The sequence below is a fragment of the Paraburkholderia sp. SIMBA_053 genome (assembly GCF_046534895.1).
In the GTDB taxonomy this organism is placed as follows: Bacteria; Pseudomonadota; Gammaproteobacteria; order Burkholderiales; family Burkholderiaceae; genus Paraburkholderia; species Paraburkholderia caledonica.
The window spans coordinates 33,310-52,854 of the sequence record NZ_JAWRXU010000017.1; the positions used below are offsets into that span (position 1 = coordinate 33,310).

Genomic DNA, 19,545 nt, shown 5'->3' on the forward strand with positions numbered 1-19,545 from the left:
TCTCCGGGCGCCTGCGGGCGCCCGAAGCATATCTGGAACCGCCCGGCGACTGCCCGGCGGGTTTCTTCGACGGCCTCGGTTCGGCGGCTTCATTCGACGATAGTGCTTCGGACGGTTTGCGTTCCGGTAGCTTCGTTGCGGAGACTTCGGTTCCGACGGCTTCATTGCCGGCAGGCTGATTGCCGACAATGCATTTTCGGACGGCTGTTCGAGCCGGCCTGGTCCCACGGCTTCACTTTGTGCGGCGTCGCTCGACTCCGCGTTTCAGCGACTCCCCCCGCCGACCGTTTTCGCACGCCTCTTCACGGCAGCTGCGACAGCCCCCATCCCCTTGGCAAAACACTTACGCGAGGAGCGAGCTTCCGCTGCCGTTGCGACCACCTGTTCGACTCCGCCTGCGCCTGCCTCAGATGTCAGAACCAACCCGGGAGTTGCGGATGAAACATCCATTTACCATTACTTACAGCGTGCTTTCGTCTGCGGACATACCTTATGGGTATGCAAACATGCCTGGTATGCACGGGGCTTGGACGGGAGCTCAGCATGAAACCAATGTCACTGCTTTTGTGCGGCATTGTGCTTTCATCAATGGCCGCATCGACGCTCGCGCAAGAACGCCCGCAAGGTTGGAATTGGCGCCCTGATCGAACGGCTTCGATGGAGGCATGGCAGCAAAGCGCTGCGCGTAGCCGCGAGTTCACGCCGCCCACGCCGCGGGGCGACTTGCGCGGCGATATCGCGAGTAACGTGCGCGCGCGGCCTGAAGCGCCGCACGGTGAGCCGTCGCGCCGCCGTTAGGTCGCGGCGTGCGCGGCGCTCCAGCGAGCGACAAGTGAAAGCAAAGGCGCCGCGAATGGACAGCGAATATCGGGGAACCACGGCTCGCGTCACCGGTCTGACTTAACGCCATTAGCACAGCGTGGCAGCAGTAATTCCGGTACGCCCGTATCTTCGTGATACGGGCTTTTTTTTGCTCGCGCCGGATCTGCGCTTGCAAGCCGGATGGGTTGAGGATTCAAGGAAGACGTGACAGGTCTCCTGTCCGCGTGGCGGCCGGAGACCGGAAGCATAGGAGGCCGACTAGAGCGTGTAGCCGCGCAGGCCAGCAAGCCATTCGGTCAACAGGGACGTTCTGGCCATGAAGGATTGTAAAGGCCTGCTCCAGCTGCGCTGAACAGCTACGGGCGAGCTTCGAGCGGCATCGGTGAACGGCTCTCTACTGCAGCGAGAACATAGTCGTTCATGCGCTGCGCGGTCCAGGTGAGAAGGCCCTCGTCGTGTGAGAGCCGGGCGAATTCTGCGCGGCCTCGCTCTGTGAGGACGGCAATGTCGACAGGGGCATGAAAGCCCGGCGCCGGCGCGACAGTGCGCTGCCGAACTGTGTCCATGAGGCCTAGCGCGCGAAGATATTGGAAGACGCCGGGCCGTCTGGCCCATGGCACCTGGCGATATTGCGCTCGCCGCAGCGCTTCGAGTACCGCTTCGTTGGAATACGTGGTCATCTCACTTCTTTCTTAAAGTGCAGCTATGACACATCTATGCCAACACGTCACCGCGCCACCAGTGACGCGCCTGGCACCCGCCCGTGGCTGGAAGCTGGCCGCAAGTGCTACGGCCGAATTCCGCCAGGTGCTGCCTTGGTCTTGATTCGGAACCCCCGTCAGAACGGCATGTTAGCGTTCTACCTGCGAGCCGACGATGCAACCGCTGCGGCGCGATAGCAGGCTCGAAGATTTAATCCCGAAAGACATACGTTACCCCATCTAAATTGATTCTATTCATTTTATTAGCGCTTTTTTTTGCAGCAATCGTGATATGGAAGCGCGCTCGACGCCCTCTCGCCTTTTGCACAATTGCCTTTTTCTGGCTGGTTTCGGCCGGGTGGCTAACAGCACCCTTACTGCGCCTCGCCCAGCCGCAGGCGCAAACCAGCACGCCCGCACAGTTCGCCCCGCGCACCGCGATCATCCTGCTCGGCGGCGGCACCGTGTACAACCGCGACAAGGTGCTCGTGCCGCCGCGCGACGTGATGACGCGCATCGACGTCAGCGCTAAGAACTACGCGGCGTGCAAGCGCGCCGCAAGCGTCTGCAGCGTGATTATTAGCGGCGGCAATCCGCAGCGGCATCCCGCGACGGAAGCCGACACCTACCTGCCGTACCTGCTACGCGAACAGGTGCCGCGCTCTGACATCGTGCTGGAAAACCGTAGCCGGACGACCTACGAAAATGCGCGCAACGTATCCGCTATTGTCGGCCAGTCACGTTACGATTCCTTGATACTCGTCACTTCGGCGTACCACATGCCGCGCGCGATGCTCGACTTCCAGCATTTCGGCCTCTTTCCACAGCCGCTGATCTCCAGCTCGCGCCGCGCCCATCTCGGCCTGCTGCCGCGCTACTCCAACCTGGTGAACGCGGAGATCGCGCTACACGAGCTTATCGGCATTGCGCAATATCACGTGTACAGCGCCATTGGTCTCTTCTGACGCGAGGTGCTACCCGCCGATCTGCCCCGCGATGAGAACACCGTGAATCGTCGAGCGCATATCAAGGCGCTATGCATACGCGTCAAGTAACAAGATGTAAGCCTGCGCGGTCGCGGTTACAAAGCACCCCGCTGGAGCGCATATTGCTGACTAGAATGAACTGTCCTTCCCATGGACAGACACGTACTTGGGTCCACAACCACTCTGCGGAGGTAGCAATGAAGAAAGTGTCCCTCGCGATCCTGATTTCCCTCGGTGCCGTAACCGGCGCGGCTTACGCGCAGGAAAGCGGCGTGACGATGAGCACCGACCCGGCACGGGCAGCCGACGTCGAGCAGCGCGCGCAGGAATTGCAAAATCGCCCGCAAACCATGGAAAGCGCGCCTGCACCCATGAAGCATCACAAGAGCTCGCCGCATCACAAGAAAGGCATGAAGGCGGACGCGTCGAGTTCGTAAGCGGTCGTCAGACACGCCGGCAGCCGGCGCTTTCTGGCGCACGGGGTGAGTGCACCTGCGGCCTCGCCGCGAAGGTGAAAAAGCCGAAGCCGGCATCGCTGGTTTCGGCTTTTTTATTGTCTTATGCACCGGCCGGCGCGCGATGCCCGGTATGCTAAAGTCGCGCACCGACCGGCGCCCTGCCGGAATCTAACCGTGCGCACCTTGGTGCGGAGGACAGCATGAGCAACATCCAGCTTGATATCGAATGGACCGAAGCAGCATCCCGCAAAATTGAAAAACTGATGCCGCGCGGCGGTCAGGAAGCGTTCCTTGCGCTGCCTCCCGTCGAATGCCTGCCGATGGAAGGCGACGTGCTGTTTCTCGGCCCGGACGGCAAGCAGCAACCGTTTATCGTCGCCGAGCGCCAATATCATCACGACGGCGAAGCGGACTGGACCATCATCCTGATTCTCGACGTGCCGCAAGCCACGCATTAACGTCGACGGCGAGCGTCGCTCGGGCCGGCACCGGCCCGGCAATCACTCGCCGTACGAACGTGTCGCGCCCTGACAATCTGCAGTTGCGCGGAAGACTTACAGAATCTTCGTCACAACGCGAATTTCCGCGTGTTCCACCCAGTCCGCCACTGCCGCCTTGTAGGCCGTGATGTGCGCGGACCTGGCGTGCGCGGCCAGCGCCTCCTGACTTTCCCAACGCTCGAAAAACACGAAGCGGCGCGGCTCCTGAACGTCGCGATGCAAGTCGTACTGAAGCGCGCCCTGCTCGTTGCGCGTCGGTCCGACAATACCTTCGAGCGCCTCGCGCAACTGCTCTTCATAGCCAGGTTTCGCCACTGAAATTGCGACCACCGCGATTTCCGACATCCTTTCTCTCCATCTCACGAAAAGCAGCAGCATACCCGCCGCTCGCCGGTGCTGCAGGCGACCCCGCAACGTGCACCGCGTGCGATCAAGGAACAGCCCAGGAACAGCCGCGCCCGAATCGGTTCAATATGCAATAAGCATCAGGAACTGAAGTTTGGCGGGCATACACGGCCCGCCCTGCTACCCTCGGCTCATGCAAGCTCACGAATGCCGGATGGCCGTCGGTCCGGATTAACGCGAGGCGGCACAGCCCGGAACGGCGGCGAGCCAAACCCGGCGCCGCGGCCTGCGTCATCGGCGAGTGGCCACGTGATCTCACAGGTGGCCTGGCTGGTTCGCTCCTCTGTGACAGCCCGCACATTCATGCAATTTGCAAGCTGCTAGACTCATTTTGACCACTCCGCGGAGTTCGCATGGCTGGCACTGCTCTCAGCGTTCCAGGGTTCGTCCCACTGCGCGGTGCGGGCGTCCGCGTTGAGTATTACGTTGCGCATCCGCTGTGCGCCGAGTCTGCGTGCGCACCCCGTCACCCGATTGCCGCGATGCCACCATGTCCGCTCTCTCGCCCGTATTTATGCCATCCGTCAGCGACGTCAGTCTGAGCGGCCTGCTTCCTCATCTGGTCCGGGACGAATCGGGCTGGACCGCAACGTGGCGCGCGCTCACGCTGCATAGCGTGTTTCAGCCAGTGCTGTCGGTCACGCATCAGTGCGTGGTCGGCTACGAGGCACTGCTGCGCGCATTCGATCCGGTCGGCCTGCCCGTTTCGCCCGAGGTTCTCTTTTCGGGCACCCGCTCGGCGGCCGACGCGCGCGAACTCGACCGCATCGCGCGTTGCCTGCACGTCGCCAATTTCATGGAGCAAGGCATCAGTAGCGGATGGCTGTTCCTCAATACGCGGCCGCAGGTGTTCGAGACCGGCTGGCCGCAGCGCACCTTCATCGACGAGTTGTCCGCGCACTTCGGCCTGCCGCAGGAACGTATCGTGATCGAAGTGCTCGAGCAGCCCGCCGACGACGAGTCCGCCGTCGCCAGCATGCTGGCCGCCTCGCAGCCTCGCGATTTTCTGATCGCGATCGACGACTTCGGCACCGGCTTCTCGAACTTCGACCGCGTGTGGCGCTTCCGGCCGGACATCGTCAAGCTCGACCGCTCGCTCGTTGCGCGCGCCGGCAAACGCGAAGGCGACGACTCGATGATCGGCCATCTGATTGCGATGCTGCATCAGTCCGGCACGCTGGTGCTCGCCGAAGGCGTCGAAACAGACGAGGAACTGATGATCCTGATGCAGGCCGACGTCGATTTCGTCCAGGGTTTCTGGCTCGGCCAGCCCAATGGTTCGGTCGAGGCGGCCATTGCCAGAGTGCCGGCGCAGATCGAGTCGATGTGGGGCAAGTTCGCGGAGTACGAGCGCGCGCATGCGCGTCACAAGCAACTCGGCTTCGAAGGCTTCGCCGAAGCGGTCATGGCCGCCGCCGAGGCTTACCGGACGACGGGCGACCTGCAGCAGGCCGCGCACAACGTGTGGCACCTGGGCGAGGCGCGCCGGGTGTTCATCACCGACGAGCACGGTCAGCAGACCCAGGCATCCGTCACCGCCGCCTTCGTGCCGCCGCCGCCCCAGCGGCTCGCACCGATCGCGAGCAGCGCTTGCAGCAACTGGTCGCGGCGCGCCTATCTTAAGCACGCGCTGGCCGCACGCGGACGCGTCGCGATGATGGGTCCGCACTACTCGCTCGCGGACGGCGAAGACTGCTATACCGCGGCGCTCGCCTTCGACCGCGACGGCAAGACGCACGTGCTGTGCGTCGACTTCGTGCCGACGATGCCGGCCGGTCCCGCAATAGGGTTGCGCGCGGGCGGACGGCCTCGTTAGTCGTCCACGCGGCTGCGGCCCGATTTGATCTCGCTGCGCCTTAGCTTGCTCTCGAGACGCCGTACATTCGATGCGCGTGTCGGCCGCGTCGCAACGCGCGGCTTGCGCGTCACGCTGACGCTTTCCACGAGTTCATCGAGCCGCGCGAGCGCCGCCGCGCGATTCAGTTCCTGAGTCCGGTGCTCCTGCGCCTTGATGACCACCACGCCCTCGCGCGTGATGCGGCGATCGGACAACGCGAGCAGGCGCATCTTGAGCACTTCGGGCAACGACGAAGCGCGCACGTCGAAGCGCAGCTGGATCGCGCTCGACACCTTGTTGACGTTCTGACCGCCCGCTCCTTGCGCACGCACTGCGGTCAGTTCGATCTCGTTCGGCGGAATGAAATAGCGGGATGTCATGACGCTAGATTGAAGAAAACATTCGAATGTAGATGGCGGGGAGCGGCGCAACCTTTGCGCTCTGGCGCGCGCGATTCGGCCGATGCCGCGGATCTGCAGCATCGGCTAGCGCAGCCCGAACGGTGCGGCGTGAACGGACAGACGCATGTCCCGCGCCTGGCTGGCGATGCAGCAGTCGCCGGCGGTATCGCGATTCATCGGCTAACGGTCGCGCGATGCCTCCTCGATTCTCGCAGCAAGGCCGGAGTCTCGCTGTGTCGGCGTGGCGATGGCCTGAGCCAGCACCGCGCTAGCGCCGATCACTTCCACGCGCTCGCGAGCGCGGGTGATTGCCGTATAGACCAGCTCGCGCGACAACACCCTGCTGAACGTGGACGGCAGCATCAACACCGCATGCTCGAACTCCGAGCCTTGCGACTTGTGCACGGTCAGCGCGAACGCGGTGTCGTGCGGCGGCAGCGCGGCCGGAGACACCGCGCGCAGACTGCCGTCGGCGGTCCGGAAATAGACGCGCAGCGCGCCGCCCGCACCGGGCAACGCGATTCCGATGTCGCCATTGAAAAGCCCCAGTGCGTAGTCGTTGCGTGTGACCATCACCGGCCGCCCGGCGAACCACTGCGCGCCGACCGCGAGCGTCACGCCGGCCGAGCGCCGCACCTGCGCGGCCATTAGCGCGTTCACCTGATCGACGCCGCGCGGTCCCAGGCGGGTCGCGCATAAAACCCGGAAGCGATTCAACGCGTCGAATAACGGAAGCGGGTCCGGAGTTTCCGCGGCGAGCGCTGCGGCAAGCGCATCGGCATAAGGTGCGAAACCGGCCGCGAGGCGCTCGACGGTGCGTTCGGCCAGCGCCACGTGGGCGTCTTCGTAAAGCGACGCGGAGTGTTGGGTGGCGTCGTCGAGCAGCACGTCGAGCGCCGCGCTTGCCGCGCCGTTGCGAATCGCCAGCGACAAACGGCCAATCGGAGATTCCAGTCCGAATCGATAGTTGCGCTCCAGCCAGACGACGCAATCCGCGAGTGGGCTTTGCGACTCGTGGCCCGCCGTTCCGAATCGCGCACTGGCGGCTGATGCATCGGCGCCGTGCGGATCTGCGCTGCGAGGGTCGGCGACGTCGCTGGGTGAGTTGCTGACTGAGTAGCTCGCTGAGTTGCTGGCGACGTTGCCGGCCGCGTCGGGCGCGGCGAACAGGTCGTCGGGCGGCGCATCGAAAAGATCCGACGCGTAATCCGCCGAACGACCGGTTTGCCAAAAGCGTTCTGGCTGTTCGTCGACGTCTTCGGCCAGTCGTGGCAGCGCCCGCGCGAGTCGCGCCTCTCCGATGCCGAGCGCACCGGCGATTCGCTTCACGCCTTGCGCGCTGAACGTCGGCCGCGCGCTGAGTTCGGCGAACACAGCGCCGGCCTCTACCGCTGCGAGCTGATCTTTATCGCCAAGCATCACGAGCCGCGTGTGCGGTGCAATGGCGTCGAGCAGATGGGCTGCCATTGCAACGTCGATCATGGATGCTTCATCGATCACGACCACGTCATGAGGCAGAGGATTATCCCGATGATGCCGGAAGCGCCCGCCGGGCCCTGTGCCGAGCAGACGATGCAACGTGTACGAAGTTTGCGGCAAACGCGCGGCGAGTTCAGGAGGCAAATCTCCGGCGCGCGCCAGCAGCGCTTCCTGCATGCGTTGCGCCGCCTTGCCGGTGGGCGCCGCGAGCGCGATTCGCAGATCGGCGCGCGCGTCGAGCAGGCACGCGAGCACGCCGACCACAGTTGTAGTCTTGCCTGTGCCCGGGCCGCCGCTAACGATGGTGAGACGCCCCGACAATGCCATGACAGCGGCCACGCGCTGCCAGTCGACTTGGTCGTCTTTGGGGGGGCCGAAGTAGCGCACGAGCCGTTGATGGAGGGCTTGGGCGGTGTCGGCGTTCGCGCTCGTATCGACGGCAGCCTCACTATCGAAGGCCGTGCCCTTTTCCCCGCCGGCTCGGCCGCGAGCGCTTGCTGGCAACGTTCCGGCGGCATGCTCCGCAAACCGCTCCCCCGCGTCGCCAAGGCCCCGTGCGCTCTCCAACACAGTCGCGCGCATCGGTGCACCCGCATGCGCGACCAGCGCCCGCGCGAGACGCCGCTCGTACTCGTAGTAACGCGCGAGGTACAACCGCCCTTGCGCGTCGATCACCAAAGGACGTAGTGCGGCTGCCGCTTGCAACCCGTCGCTCGCCATGCCGCTCGCAAACAAGGCCATCCGCACTTCACCGGTCGACGCCTCGAACCGACGCGCGAGCGCGGCCAGTGGTACGCACACGTGCCCTTCCGCGGTCGCGCGGCTCGCCGCGAATGCCGCGCGCGCTGCCCATCTGACGGCTTCCGTCGACGCCCCGCCGCGTCGCGCCAGGACACCGATGCGCCGGGCGAAGCCTTCCGCCAGCGCAATGCTGAAGTCCGCCGGCGCCGGCAGATTGACACCGAGATCGTCGAGTTGAAGCGGCGCCGACGCGGTCTGATTGAACGTGCTCATGCGGCACCTCCGATCATCGCCGCGTCAAGCAGCGCAACGAGTTCGAACGCAGGCCGCCTCACGTGCACACCGGCTTGGGATTCCGCGTCGCGCCAATGCGGACGAACGCCGCGCACGAATAGATACAGATAGCCGCCGATATGCGTCTCGTACGAATAATCGCGCACGCGAGTCTTCAGATAACGATGCAGCGCAACCGTATAAAGCAGCGCCTGCAGGTGATACGCATGGCTCGCCATCGCCGCTTCGACCGGTGCGGCGGCGTAATCCTGCTCGGTATCGCCGAGATGGTTGGATTTCCAGTCGACAATCCAGAACCGTCCGTCGTGCTCAACGATCATGTCGATGAATCCTTTGACGAAACCTCGCAGCACACCGGGCTCGAGCGCGACGTCCGGATAGCCGTGTGCGACCAGCAATTCGCGCAGCGCGGCGAAGTCGAGCGACGGTGCCGCGAACAGGAATTCGAGTTCGTTCAGGCGCCGCCGCGAATCGAGTCGCGCCAGCGTCATGCCGGGCACGAGTTCGGTGCTGACGACATCTGCGAGAAGTTTGTGCATCATCGCCGGCAAACGCGGAGCAAGCTCTGGCGACGCCGGTGCGGGACGCTCGTGCAACGCGCCGCGTATCGCATCCGGCCAGCTTTGCGGATCGCTGAAATCCGCGAGTTCGAACATGCGATGCAGGCATTCGCCCGCCGCGGCTCCGCGCGGAAACGCGAGAATGTCATCGGCGGCAAGGGACTGTGCCTCCAGCGCCGGCTCGGGCACCGTGACCGGCGTGGCGACGAGCGCATCGGCGATTTCATCGTGATCGGGCCGCACTTCTTCCACCGGCGGCTGCGCGTCTTCGGCCTTACTGCCTGCGACAATCAGACCGCTGAAGCTCGCCATGCGCCACTGATCTCGCAAAGGCCGGCGATTGCTGCGCGCGCGCTTGTCAGCGCCGCTTTCCTGCATGGTTTCGAGCGGCGTGCGGCGCTCGACCTTCGGCAACGGTTGCAATGCGATCGGACCACCCGCCAGCGCTTGCCAGCGCGCGGACAACGCGGCCTCGTCGGGCGGCTCGGCGAGCCAGCCGTCGAACTCGTAGCCACCGCCCGCCACCAGCCAGTTCAGCACGCTGCGTCGCGACTCTTTCGTGGAGCGCGACGACAGGTACGTGCCCGCGACGAGATAACAGCGGTACACGGCGCGAGTCAGCGCAACGTAGACGAGCCGCGCCCGTTCGGCCGCCTGCTCGCGCGCCGCGTGACGGGTCGCGCGTTCGGCCTCGTCGTCGTCACAACCGTAGTGCAGCACCGCGTCGCCGCCGGCATCGTGATACTCGCGTGCGTCCGGTAAGCCCGACGACGGCAGCTCGCGCAAGCCGCCGTCGTTCAGGAACGGACAGAACACGACCGCGTATTCCAGCCCCTTCGACTTGTGCACGGTAACGATCTGCACGAGATTGCGGTCCGACTCCAGCCGCAGTTGCGCCTCCTCGCCGCCGCCCTGGGTGCGCTGCGCGGCGAGCCAGCGCAACGTCGGCGCAATGCCCGGCTGCGAGGCCGCGCGGGCCTGCACGAGTTCGGCAAGGTGATTGACGTTGGTCAGACGCCGCTCGCCGTCCGGCGCCGCCACGAGCCGTTGCGCGACGCGCAGTTCGCGCATCAGGGTGCGCCACATGACGGCAAAGCCGCGCTCATGCCAAAGCGTGCGGTAGCGCGAAAAACGTTCGACCCAGCCCATTGCGTCCGCCGCGTGCGCGGGATCGTCGGCGACAGCGGGTGCGTCGGCGACCTGTTCCAGACGCCACAGCGCCGCGGCGTCCAGACCAAGCCAATCGGTCGCGAGCGCGGCGCGCAAGCGGCGCAGGTCGCCAGGCGTATCGACGGCTGCGAGGACGCGCTCGATCTGCTCTGCGTCGAGCGTCGCGAACACCGAGGCCTGCGCGAGTTCCACACTGCCGACGCCCCATGCCGCCAGCACGCGTTTGATCAGACTGCCCTGCTTGTGCGTCTGCACGAGCACCGCAATGTTGCCGGGCGCGAGGGGCGCGTCGCCGATCGTGACGGTGCCTTCGCGCGCACCGCGCAGGAGGCGCACGATCTCGGCCGCGCACGCTTCACTCGCTTCGCGCTGGGCCTGGCGTTTGGTCAATGCGCTCTCGCCTTGCGGCAACGTCCAGACGCGGAAATCGCCAGCCTCGGCGTCCGGGTCCGACAACGGCGGCCTGCGCCGTTCGCCGGCTCGCACCGGTTGATAGTCGAGGCCGTCGAGCACGAACGCCTGCGGGTTTGCCTCGAAGACCCGATTGCAAGCTTCGACGATCGGCGCCGTCGAGCGCTGGTTGACGGCAAGCGTGTAGCGCGCCGAAGCCGACGCGCGCGCCGCCAGATAGGTATGCAAATCCGCCGCGCGAAAACTGTAGATGGCCTGCTTTGGATCGCCGACCAGAAAGAGCGGACCTGCCGGCGCAAAAATGCGGCTGAAGATTGCGAACTGCAGCGGATCGGTGTCCTGGAACTCGTCGATCAACGCAGCGGGATAACGTGCTCGCAGCGCATCGGCGAGCCACGGATGCGCTGCGAGCGCGCGGTAGAGATTGGACAGCAGATCGTCGAACGAAACGACGCGGCGCGTGCGCTTGCGCGCCACCAGTTCGGCGGGCGCATAGTCGAGCCAGGTCTGCATCAACGCAAGCCAGCGCGCGCGTTGCGCCGCTTCGGCCGCAACGACGGCTGCCGCCAGCGCTTCTGCATGCTCGAAGAACGCATGCTCCGGCGGTTCGAACTTGACCTTGGTGGCTTTCTTCAACGCGGAAGCCGTCAATTTAAGCGCAGCGCGCGGCGGCGGCGCATGGCAATCGCCCTGCGCGAAGTACTCGGTCCAGGCGGCGATCGCGGCACTCACATGATCCGGCTTGTGCGTGGTCTTGCTCAATCGGTCTTGCGCCTGTTCGAGCAGCGCCATGATCGCATCGCGCTCCGCATGCCACAGTTCGCATGCAGCGTCGAAGCCGGCTCGCGGATCGGCGCTCGCCTCGGCGTCTATCACGCCCCAACGCAGTTGCGCCAACGGCTTTTTGAGGCGCCGCGCGAGTTGTTCGTCGAGCGACGCCGGGCCGGCTCTCTTCGCGACCAGCCAGGCCGCGAACGCCGGATGCGCATGCGCGACGGGCTCGACCTGCTCGCGCCAGAAATCGGCCGCCACTTCGAAGCGCAACGCGGCGTCGTCGGCTTCCATTTCGAACGCGAACGGCATTGCAGCAGCGAACGGAGCTTCCTGCAACGCCCGTTGGCAAAACGCGTGGATCGTGTGAATCGCCGCCTGGTCGAATGTGCGCAGCGCTCGACGCACCACCTTCAACGCCGCTTCACGGTCAATGCCACGCTCCGGCGCGAGCGTCGTTTCGAAGAGGCGGCGAATGAACGGATCGCCGCCGTCGTCGTCCACTTCAATCGCGCGGTGCAGCTCGGCGAGGCGCCCGCGAATGCGCTCGTGCAATTCGGCAGTCGCGGCCTTCGTAAAGGTCACGACGAGAATCTGGTCAGCGTTCAGATTCTTCTCAAGCAGCAATCTCACGTAGAGCGCGCAGATGTTCCACGTCTTGCCCGTACCTGCCGACGCCTCTATCTGATTAACGCCGTCGAGCGAACACGCAAATACATCGAGCTCTTCAGCGGCTAGCGCATGACGATGCAGCGCGCCGCTCATGACACGCTCCGCAGATGCTGCAGCAACGGCTTGAAAACGATCGACGCGAGGCTGCCAAACGGTTCGTCGAGCGTAAGCGGCGTTCCTCGCAGGGCGATGCGCAATGCAGGGTCGTCGGACTCGCCGCGCACGCGGTCGTTGATCCATACGCCCTGCGCCGCCGAATCGCTTTCGCTCACCTTCGCCCACGCGCTCTTCGGGAAAAAACGCAGCGGCAGCCTGCGCCCCGACCTGAACAGCGCGGCGAGCGGCGCGAGTTCTTCGAGCGGGGCAGCGACGGGCGCGAGCTCGAAGCTCTCACCGCTGCCGTGCCAGACAGTGCGACGCGGACCGTCGGGCAGCGCCGCGCAATAGGCGAGATGCGCGAGCCATGCAGAAAGATAGTCGCGTGCAGTAGGTTTGGCGTAGCGAAAAATCACTTGTCCGGTTTCAGTCAGCAGATTCAACGTGCCGTGCAGTTGCAGCGGCGTCAGCGCGGCCTCGCGAAGCTCCGCGTCATGAACGCCGAAAAGCTCGCCCGCAATGTCCGCGTTATCGGGCCAACGCGGCGCGATGTCGAGCACGAACGGCAAGCGTTCGACGCCCGATGCCATCTCGCGGCGCACACTGTCGGCGAGCTGGCGCAACGCGCCCAGTTCTCGCGCGCGCCACACGGCGCCGGTCGCGCCGCCGGGTAACTCGGGACTTGCCTCGGCCACGCGCCGAACGCGGTCGAACATGAGATCGTCGTCTTGTATGTCGGCGTCGAGCAGCACGGGCAACAAGCGGCCGGCCAATGCATCGCGTCCGGTGTAATCGAGTTCGAACGGCTCGGTGTCGAGCAATTCGCCCTGGGCGTCTGACAACACAATGCCGAGGCGGTCACGCAGCAGCGCGCGCGCCGGATGACGCCAGAAGCGCACGAATTCGTCGAATCCGACGGGCGCGGCATCTTCAGCGGGCAACGGTTGATCGAAAAATGGCGCAGCGGTTCGCTGCTGCGGCGCCGCTAGCAAGGTGGCAAGTTCCGCGCGATCGGCGTCGTAGGTGAACAGATCGAGCTGCGCGGTGAAATACTCCGACGCAAACGCCTGCAACGGGTGATCGACGATAAACGCCTGGCGCGCTTCTTCAAGCTGCGCGGGACTTGCGCCCTCGCCCGCCGACACCTGCGCGAGGTGGTCGAGCAGTTCGTCGACGAGCGCGGCCGGCGGCAACGGCGCATTGTCGCGGATGCTGCGGCCGGTATAAGCGATAAAGAGCCGGCTGCGCGCGGCAAGCAGCAGATCGAGAAAGAGATTGCGCTCGTCGTCGCGGCGCTGCCGGTCGCCGGCTTTGCCGAACGCGGCCATCAGATCGAATTCGTCCGCACGGGCGAGGCTCGGCAACACGCCGTCGTCCATGCCGAGCAGACAGACCACGCGGTACGGCAAACCGCGCAAGCTCGTCAGCGACGAAAACGTCACGCTTCCCCAAGGCACGCCGCCGCGCGCGGGGTCGTCGAGTGCTTCGGTGAGCGCAACGCGCACGACTGCCGCGGGCATCGCGACCTCATGCGCGCCCGCCTGCATGGCGTCGCTCATCTTGTCGATCGCGTCGCGCACGGCGGCGAGCGACTCTGCGAATTCGACGCCTCCGTCGAAACACTGAGCAAGCGTTTCGAGCAGCAATTGAGTCCATCCGGCCGGCGTCTGCTCCGTCGCGCAACGCACCGCGAAACTATCGATGTCGTCGACGAAACGCGACAGGCGGCCGAGCAACTCCGCGTCTGAACCGTCGGCGCCCTCGACGGGCAGCCACGCGTCGACCGGCTCCCCGCCCTCCGGCATCGCATAGCCGAGGTACAGACGGGTGAGCGCATCCGCGAAGGTATGTCGCGCGACCGGCACGTGTTCGCCGCTCGGCTCCGCAGGCGATAGTCCGCGCCGCGCGCCGGCCGCCGCGAGCCATTCCTGCGCGGCTTCGAGCGAGCTCGCGTCGATGCCGTAACGCACGGCGACCGCGTCGACGCGCAGCCATTCGATCAGGTCCGGTGCGCCGACGCTGCGCTCGGGCAAAGCCAGCCAGTCGAGCACGAGGCGCGCGACGGGATTGGCCTGCGAAGGCGGTAAGCCGGTGATCCGATATGGAATGCGGCGCGTATCGCCACTGGGTGTAGTGCCGAACACCGCGTCGATCAACGGACCGGCAGCCGCCAGATCGGGCACGGCGACGAGCACGTCGGACGGTTGCAGATCGTCGAATTCGTCGAACCAGCCGAGCAGACGGTCGTGCAGCACTTCGAGCTGCCGCGACAGGCTGTGACACACGTGAACTTCAATGCCGCGCTCGTACGGCAACTCGTCGGCTTCGGTCTCCGGGCGCAGATCGAGAATGCCGTTTTGCACGGCGGCAAGCCAGCTCGGTTCCGGATTCTCGGCGAACTCGCCGGTCTCGCCGGAAGCCGCGCTTTCGGTGAGCTCGTGCAGCATATGCAACTGCGCCTGAGTCTGACGACCCCACTCCGCAAGCAGCGGATGACCGACCTCCTGATAGTCGAGCTGTCCTGCCGCGTCGAGCGCCTGAACGCGGCCTTCGCTCACCACGTCGAACCAGAATTCGCGGCACGGGTTCATGACGTAGAGACGCACGTCGACCCAACGCGACAGCGCACGCAGCAACGCGACGTGCAGCGGCGGCATGGTGGGCAGCGCGAAAACGCTCACCGCTTCCGGCCAGTTTGCTTTTGCAATGGCGTCCAGGTCGAGCGTACCGATTTCATCGAGAAAGCGGTATGCGGGCGGCAACGCGGCGTCGGGCGATTGCTCGTTGCCAGCAAGTTCGGTCAGCACAGCGCGCCACAATGCGGCTTGCCAACGTTCGTCCTCGCGCGCCGCGTCACTCGCGCCGACGAGGCGCGGGCCTGTGTCGTCCGCCCCGCTGCCCGCGAAGATGGAGCCGCCCTTCTGCCATTGCAGCAGCCATTCCGGACGATAGGTCAGATAGTGATCGAGCACGGTCGCCACACGCTGCGCCAGTTCGTAGCGCATCGACGGATCCGCGGCATCGAGATAGGTGCGAAGACGCGGTGACGCGTTCCACGGCAGAGACTCGTGCGCATCGCCCAGCAGACGATAACAGCGCCACACAAGCCTGTCCGGCGCGAACGGCGAATGGCGCGGCACTTCGATCACGCCACCGATTTGCGCCCACAACCATTGCGCGAGATAGCCGAAGCTCACGTTCGCGCAGACGCCCTGGCGCCCGGCGATATCGAGCTCGAGCCTGCGCCGCACAGCGGCGCTCGGGACGATCACCGGCTGCGCGGTCCAGACGTCGGACGGCGCTTGCGCGAGGTCGTCGAGCAGCGCGCCGACAAGCGTTTCATAGCGGTTCGAGTAGAAGAGCTGGAGCATGGATCCCGGACAAGGCGGTGTGGCGTTGCCGCATTTGCGACAAGCGCGCGAACCGCGGCAGACATTGAAGCGACAGCATAACAAAGCCGCTCGCCGCGCAGAACCTGGCCGAATGGACGAGGTCAGATCAGGTACAAAATCAGTTAGACTCGTCGGCAGTTTTGGGCTGTCCCTGGGCTCGTGCCTTCAACCGCTTCTTGTCAGTGAATGGAATCAGGCAGTCGATGCGCTATTCGGTTGAAATAAAAAAATTCCTTTATAGCCAGTACTTTTATGGCGGCCTGCGCATCGCGGTCGGCGTGTCCCTGCCGGCGATGCTGTGCCTGATCGTGTTCCACAACCGCGAGTTGGGCTTCACGATTGCAACGGGCGCGCTCGGCGCCTGTGTGGTCGATATGCCGGGCCCACTGAAGTACAAGCACAACGAAATGCTGGCGTGCTCGGTAATCGGTTTTCTGTCCGCGCTTGCCACCGGTCTTGCCACCGTGAACCCGGTGGCGCTGTGGTGCACGGTGGTGCCGCTCACGTTCGTGCTGTCGTTGATCGTGGTGTACGGCAACCGCTGGCCGCAGATCAGCTTTGCCACGCTGTTCATGATGATCATGACGCTGGAAGAGCATTTCACGCCGATGCAGGCGCTCGTCAACGCGTCGTGGATTCTTCTCGGCGGTCTCTGGTACACGTACTGGTCGACTGCCGTCAGCCGCTGGATGATGCATCGCATCGAACAGCAGGCGCTGGCGGAGAGCGTCTTCGCCTGCGCCGATTATCTGCTCGCGCGGGCCGCGTTCTACGACCTCGACAACGACCTGGACGAGTGTTATCGCAATCTCATCGACAAGCAGATCGCCGCGGTAGAGCGGCAGGATGCGGCGCGCGACATCGTGCTGCGTAATCTGCCGAAGTTAAAGAGCGGCAAGCTCGAGCCACGCCGGGCAATGCTGTTCAATCTGTTCATCAATACGGTCGACCTGCACGAGTTGTTCGTCGGCGCGCATACGGACTATCCGCTCGTGCGCAATACCTTCGGCGGCACCGACCTGCTGGTGTTCTACCGCGACCTGATTCGCAAGGCCGCGAGCGATCTCGAAGAGATAGGACTCGCTGTCCTGCAAAACCATGCGCCGAGGGCGCGCGTCAACGTGAAGGCGGAGCTGCGCGCGATCGAGTTCGAGATCGAACTGATGCGCAAGCAGGAACTGCCGGCGAAGAACCCCGAGGCGTATTCAGCGGTGTCGTCCACGTTTCGCCGTGTCTGGAGCGCCACGCGTCTGATCGACAAGATGCGCAGGAGTCTGTCGAGCGATCCGAGCACGACGGAAACCGAACTGCGCCTCGACCAGGCGCTGAACCGTTTCGTATCGAGCCGGCGCGTGCCGTTCGGCCAGATCTTCTCGAACCTGACCATGGCCTCGCCGAGCTTCCGTCACGCGCTGCGCGTGACGATCGCGGTGGCGGTCGGCTTCTGGCTCGGCCGCCTGCTGCCGCTCACCAACGCCTACTGGATCGTGATGACCACCGTCATCATTCTGAAGCCGGGCTACTCGCTGACCAAACAGCGCAACGGACAGCGGATCGTAGGGACGTTGATCGGCTGCACGGCGAGCATCGCGCTCATGATCTTCGTGAAGGAGCCGCACATTCTGCTGGTGGTGATGTTCGCGTCGATGGTGATGAGCTATAGCCTGCTGCTGTTCAACTACACGGCGAGCGTGGTGTTCACTTCGTCGTATGTGCTGCTGATGTTCCATCTGCTCGCGCCGGGTAGCATGCGAATCATCGGTGAACGCGCGATCGACACCGTGGTGGGCTGCGCGATCGCGATTGCCGCGAGCCACCTGTTCCCGTACTGGGAATATCGCCTGATGGGCAAGCTGGTCAACAACATGATCGGCGCCACGCGCCAGTTTCTCGAAGCAAGCTGGTGGTGGAGCGGCAAGCCGGCCGCTGCCTCGGTCGCCACGGTGACAGAAGCCGGCGCGCGGGCGCCGGCCGCGGCAATGGCCGATGCCGCCATCGAATTCGGCAAGCCGATGCTGGCAGTTGCCGGCCAGGTACTGGAAGGCGCCGGTCAAGCCAGTTTGCAGACCGGAGAACCGGCCGGCACTCCCGCAAACACGGGCAAGGAATCAAATGGGTTGGCCGGCTCGGGCGTTTCGACGCTCGGCAACACACCGGCAAAGCCCGTTGCAGGCGCGTCGCCAGCGGCCGCGGCTGCGGCAACCGCACTCGATCGCGATTACCGTTATCGACTCGCGCGCAAGAACGTCCACGTGGCATTTGCGAATCTGGGGCAGGCGTTCCAGCGCATGATGCTCGAACCGAAATCGGCGCAAAAGTTCGTGCCCGAACTGAACGACCTGCTCGTGCGCAGCCATGTGCTCGCTTCGCAGATCACGGCGGCCGCGCCGCTGCTGCGCACGTCCGCGCAACAGGCCGACGGCGTGTCGCTACAACCGCTGCAACGGGCGTTGAGCCTCGTGCGCGACAATCTCACCGAAGCCGAGGCCGGCACTGCGCCGCCCCAGGATCAGGGCGAGCAGATCCGGCAACTCACCCGAGAGCTCGACACGATGGTGGTCGAAGCGGAGAAATCGAAGGAATACTCGGCGGAAGCAGTGCACGACATGAAGCTGCTCGTGCACCAATGCAAGCAGATGCTGGCAGCGGCGGCGCTGATTCGCAAGGATGCAAGTGTGATTCGCCTGCCCGATGAGTAACGCGGCCGACTGAAGTTCGACCTTGGCTCGCGCCGGGTTCGGCACGGCTTCGCCATGACTCCGACGATGCCTACGAGACGCGAACCGTGGCTTTTCCGTCTCGCGCGACTTGCCGCGCCATAGCCAGACCGGCGCTCAGACACGCTGAGCGCCCTAACCTCACTGTGCTGTGCCGCTCGCAGGCTTCATTGCGGTGGCCGCCGCGCTCGTTGCCGTCGCTGCAGCCGCGCCCGATGAAATAGACACCGCCGACGCATTGCTGCTGTCGAACTCGCGCTTTTCCTTGATCGCGTTGTAGAACAGCGTGGCAATCACCAGCAGCACCGCGACCACGATGAATACGGCAATGCCTAACGTCGGATTTTTCTTGCGCGGCGGTTTGTTCATGAGACGGCTCGGACCGCGAGGCGAATCGCGGAAGATAGCGGAGAAGGCGGCATTCTACGCCGACCCACCTTGCACTCGCCTTGCAGCCGACAGCGCGGAAAGAGTGAGCGAGCCGCCACGGCCCGTACGCGGAGAACGCGCACTTCGCCCGAGGCTCGCCTTACACGACTGCGGCGGGCCGCACCGGCAGCGCCGTCGAATACTTGATCTGCTCCATCGCGAAACTCGAACTCACGTCGTACAGCGGTACCGCCGCAATCAACTGCTTGTACACGCGGTCATAGTCGTCGATATCCGAGACCACCACGCGCAGCAGGTAGTCCGTTTCGCCGCTCATCCGGTACACCTCGACGACCTCGGGAATGTCCTGCACCGCCTGCGTGAAGCTTTGCGCCCACGCCTGCGTGTGCTGATTCGTGCGCACCGCGACGAACACTGTCGTGCCGACCCCGAGCTTGCGCGCATCGCACAGCGCCACCTGCGCGCGAATCACGCCGGTCTCCTTCAGACGCTGCAGCCGCTTCCAGCAAGGCGTTTGCGACAGATTCACGCGCTGTGCCAGTTCGGCAATCGGCATGGTCGCGTCTTCCTGCAACAGCTCCAGCAACTTCCGGTCGATGATATCCATTCCCACCGTCTCGCCCCTTTAGGAAATTATTCTACTTTTCAAACTGCACGGGGAATTATATGGAAACTCTTTCTCCGGACAAAACGGTATAAATGTTCCAACCTTAAAAACGTCGGCAAGCCACGCCGCTCAACG

14 protein-coding genes are annotated in these 19,545 nt (G+C 64.6%); 6 read left to right on the forward strand and 8 right to left on the reverse strand.

All coding sequences use genetic code 11. From position 1 onward, the window contains the following. Positions 1-543: 543 nt before the first annotated feature. A complete protein-coding gene (locus SB753_RS30680) occupies positions 544-798 on the forward strand; it encodes a hypothetical protein (RefSeq protein WP_027777281.1) in 255 nt (84 codons plus the stop codon). A 380-nt stretch (positions 799-1,178) separates the two neighbouring features. Here the strand turns inward: SB753_RS30680 and SB753_RS30685 are convergent, their stop codons facing one another. Further along, positions 1,179-1,502, reverse strand: a complete 324-nt coding sequence (locus SB753_RS30685) for a hypothetical protein (protein WP_020070109.1) — start codon at positions 1,500-1,502, stop codon at positions 1,179-1,181. Between the two features lie 308 nt (positions 1,503-1,810). On the opposite strand from SB753_RS30685, the gene SB753_RS30690 reads away from it, so the two are divergent. The 3 genes from SB753_RS30690 to SB753_RS30700 all read left to right on the forward strand — a co-directional run bounded on the left by SB753_RS30690 (position 1,811) and on the right by SB753_RS30700 (position 3,425). Next, positions 1,811-2,488, forward strand: a complete 678-nt coding sequence (locus SB753_RS30690; RefSeq protein WP_027804961.1) for a YdcF family protein — start codon at positions 1,811-1,813, stop codon at positions 2,486-2,488. Positions 2,489-2,706: 218 nt separating this feature from the next. Next, positions 2,707-2,946, forward strand: a complete 240-nt coding sequence (locus SB753_RS30695; RefSeq protein ID WP_087752120.1) for a hypothetical protein — start codon at positions 2,707-2,709, stop codon at positions 2,944-2,946. 221 nt (positions 2,947-3,167) lie between these two features. Beyond that, entirely contained in the window at positions 3,168-3,425 is a 258-nt protein-coding gene (locus SB753_RS30700; protein WP_006052974.1) for a hypothetical protein, read from the forward strand. 96 nt (positions 3,426-3,521) lie between these two features. Here the strand turns inward: SB753_RS30700 and SB753_RS30705 are convergent, their stop codons facing one another. Beyond that, a complete protein-coding gene (locus tag SB753_RS30705; protein ID WP_020070105.1) occupies positions 3,522-3,812 on the reverse strand; it encodes a putative quinol monooxygenase in 291 nt (96 codons plus the stop codon). Between the two features lie 550 nt (positions 3,813-4,362). Here SB753_RS30705 and SB753_RS30710 point away from each other — a divergent pair. Beyond that, positions 4,363-5,688 (forward strand): EAL domain-containing protein, encoded by a 1,326-nt coding sequence (locus SB753_RS30710; protein ID WP_020070104.1) that lies wholly within the window; start codon positions 4,363-4,365, stop codon positions 5,686-5,688. On the opposite strand, the gene arfB is transcribed toward SB753_RS30710, so the two are convergent. The 4 genes from arfB to recC all read right to left on the reverse strand — a co-directional run bounded on the left by arfB (position 5,685) and on the right by recC (position 15,675). After that, positions 5,685-6,089: an alternative ribosome rescue aminoacyl-tRNA hydrolase ArfB gene (gene arfB, locus SB753_RS30715; protein ID WP_020070103.1), complete on the reverse strand. Its 405-nt coding sequence runs from the start codon at positions 6,087-6,089 to the stop codon at positions 5,685-5,687. The genes SB753_RS30710 and arfB overlap by 4 nt on opposite strands. Before the next feature lie 201 nt (positions 6,090-6,290). After that, the gene (locus SB753_RS30720; RefSeq protein WP_410803609.1) at positions 6,291-8,603 is read right to left on the reverse strand and encodes an AAA family ATPase; all 2,313 of its coding nucleotides are present in this window, start codon (positions 8,601-8,603) and stop codon (positions 6,291-6,293) included. Beyond that, on the reverse strand, positions 8,600-12,301 hold the full coding sequence (recB, locus tag SB753_RS30725) for an exodeoxyribonuclease V subunit beta (protein ID WP_410803611.1): 3,702 nt from the start codon (positions 12,299-12,301) through the stop codon (positions 8,600-8,602). Before recB ends, SB753_RS30720 begins: the two co-directional genes overlap by 4 nt. Further along, entirely contained in the window at positions 12,298-15,675 is a 3,378-nt protein-coding gene (recC, locus tag SB753_RS30730) for an exodeoxyribonuclease V subunit gamma (protein ID WP_410803613.1), read from the reverse strand. Before recC ends, recB begins: the two co-directional genes overlap by 4 nt. Before the next feature lie 224 nt (positions 15,676-15,899). On the opposite strand from recC, the gene SB753_RS30735 reads away from it, so the two are divergent. Next, positions 15,900-18,395: an FUSC family membrane protein gene (locus SB753_RS30735; RefSeq protein ID WP_204521017.1), complete on the forward strand. Its 2,496-nt coding sequence runs from the start codon at positions 15,900-15,902 to the stop codon at positions 18,393-18,395. A gap of 159 nt (positions 18,396-18,554) precedes the next feature. Here the strand turns inward: SB753_RS30735 and SB753_RS30740 are convergent, their stop codons facing one another. Then, positions 18,555-18,782, reverse strand: a complete 228-nt coding sequence (locus SB753_RS30740; RefSeq protein ID WP_410803616.1) for a hypothetical protein — start codon at positions 18,780-18,782, stop codon at positions 18,555-18,557. Positions 18,783-18,942: 160 nt separating this feature from the next. After that, positions 18,943-19,410 (reverse strand): Lrp/AsnC family transcriptional regulator, encoded by a 468-nt coding sequence (locus SB753_RS30745; RefSeq protein WP_020070096.1) that lies wholly within the window; start codon positions 19,408-19,410, stop codon positions 18,943-18,945. Positions 19,411-19,545: the final 135 nt, after the last annotated feature.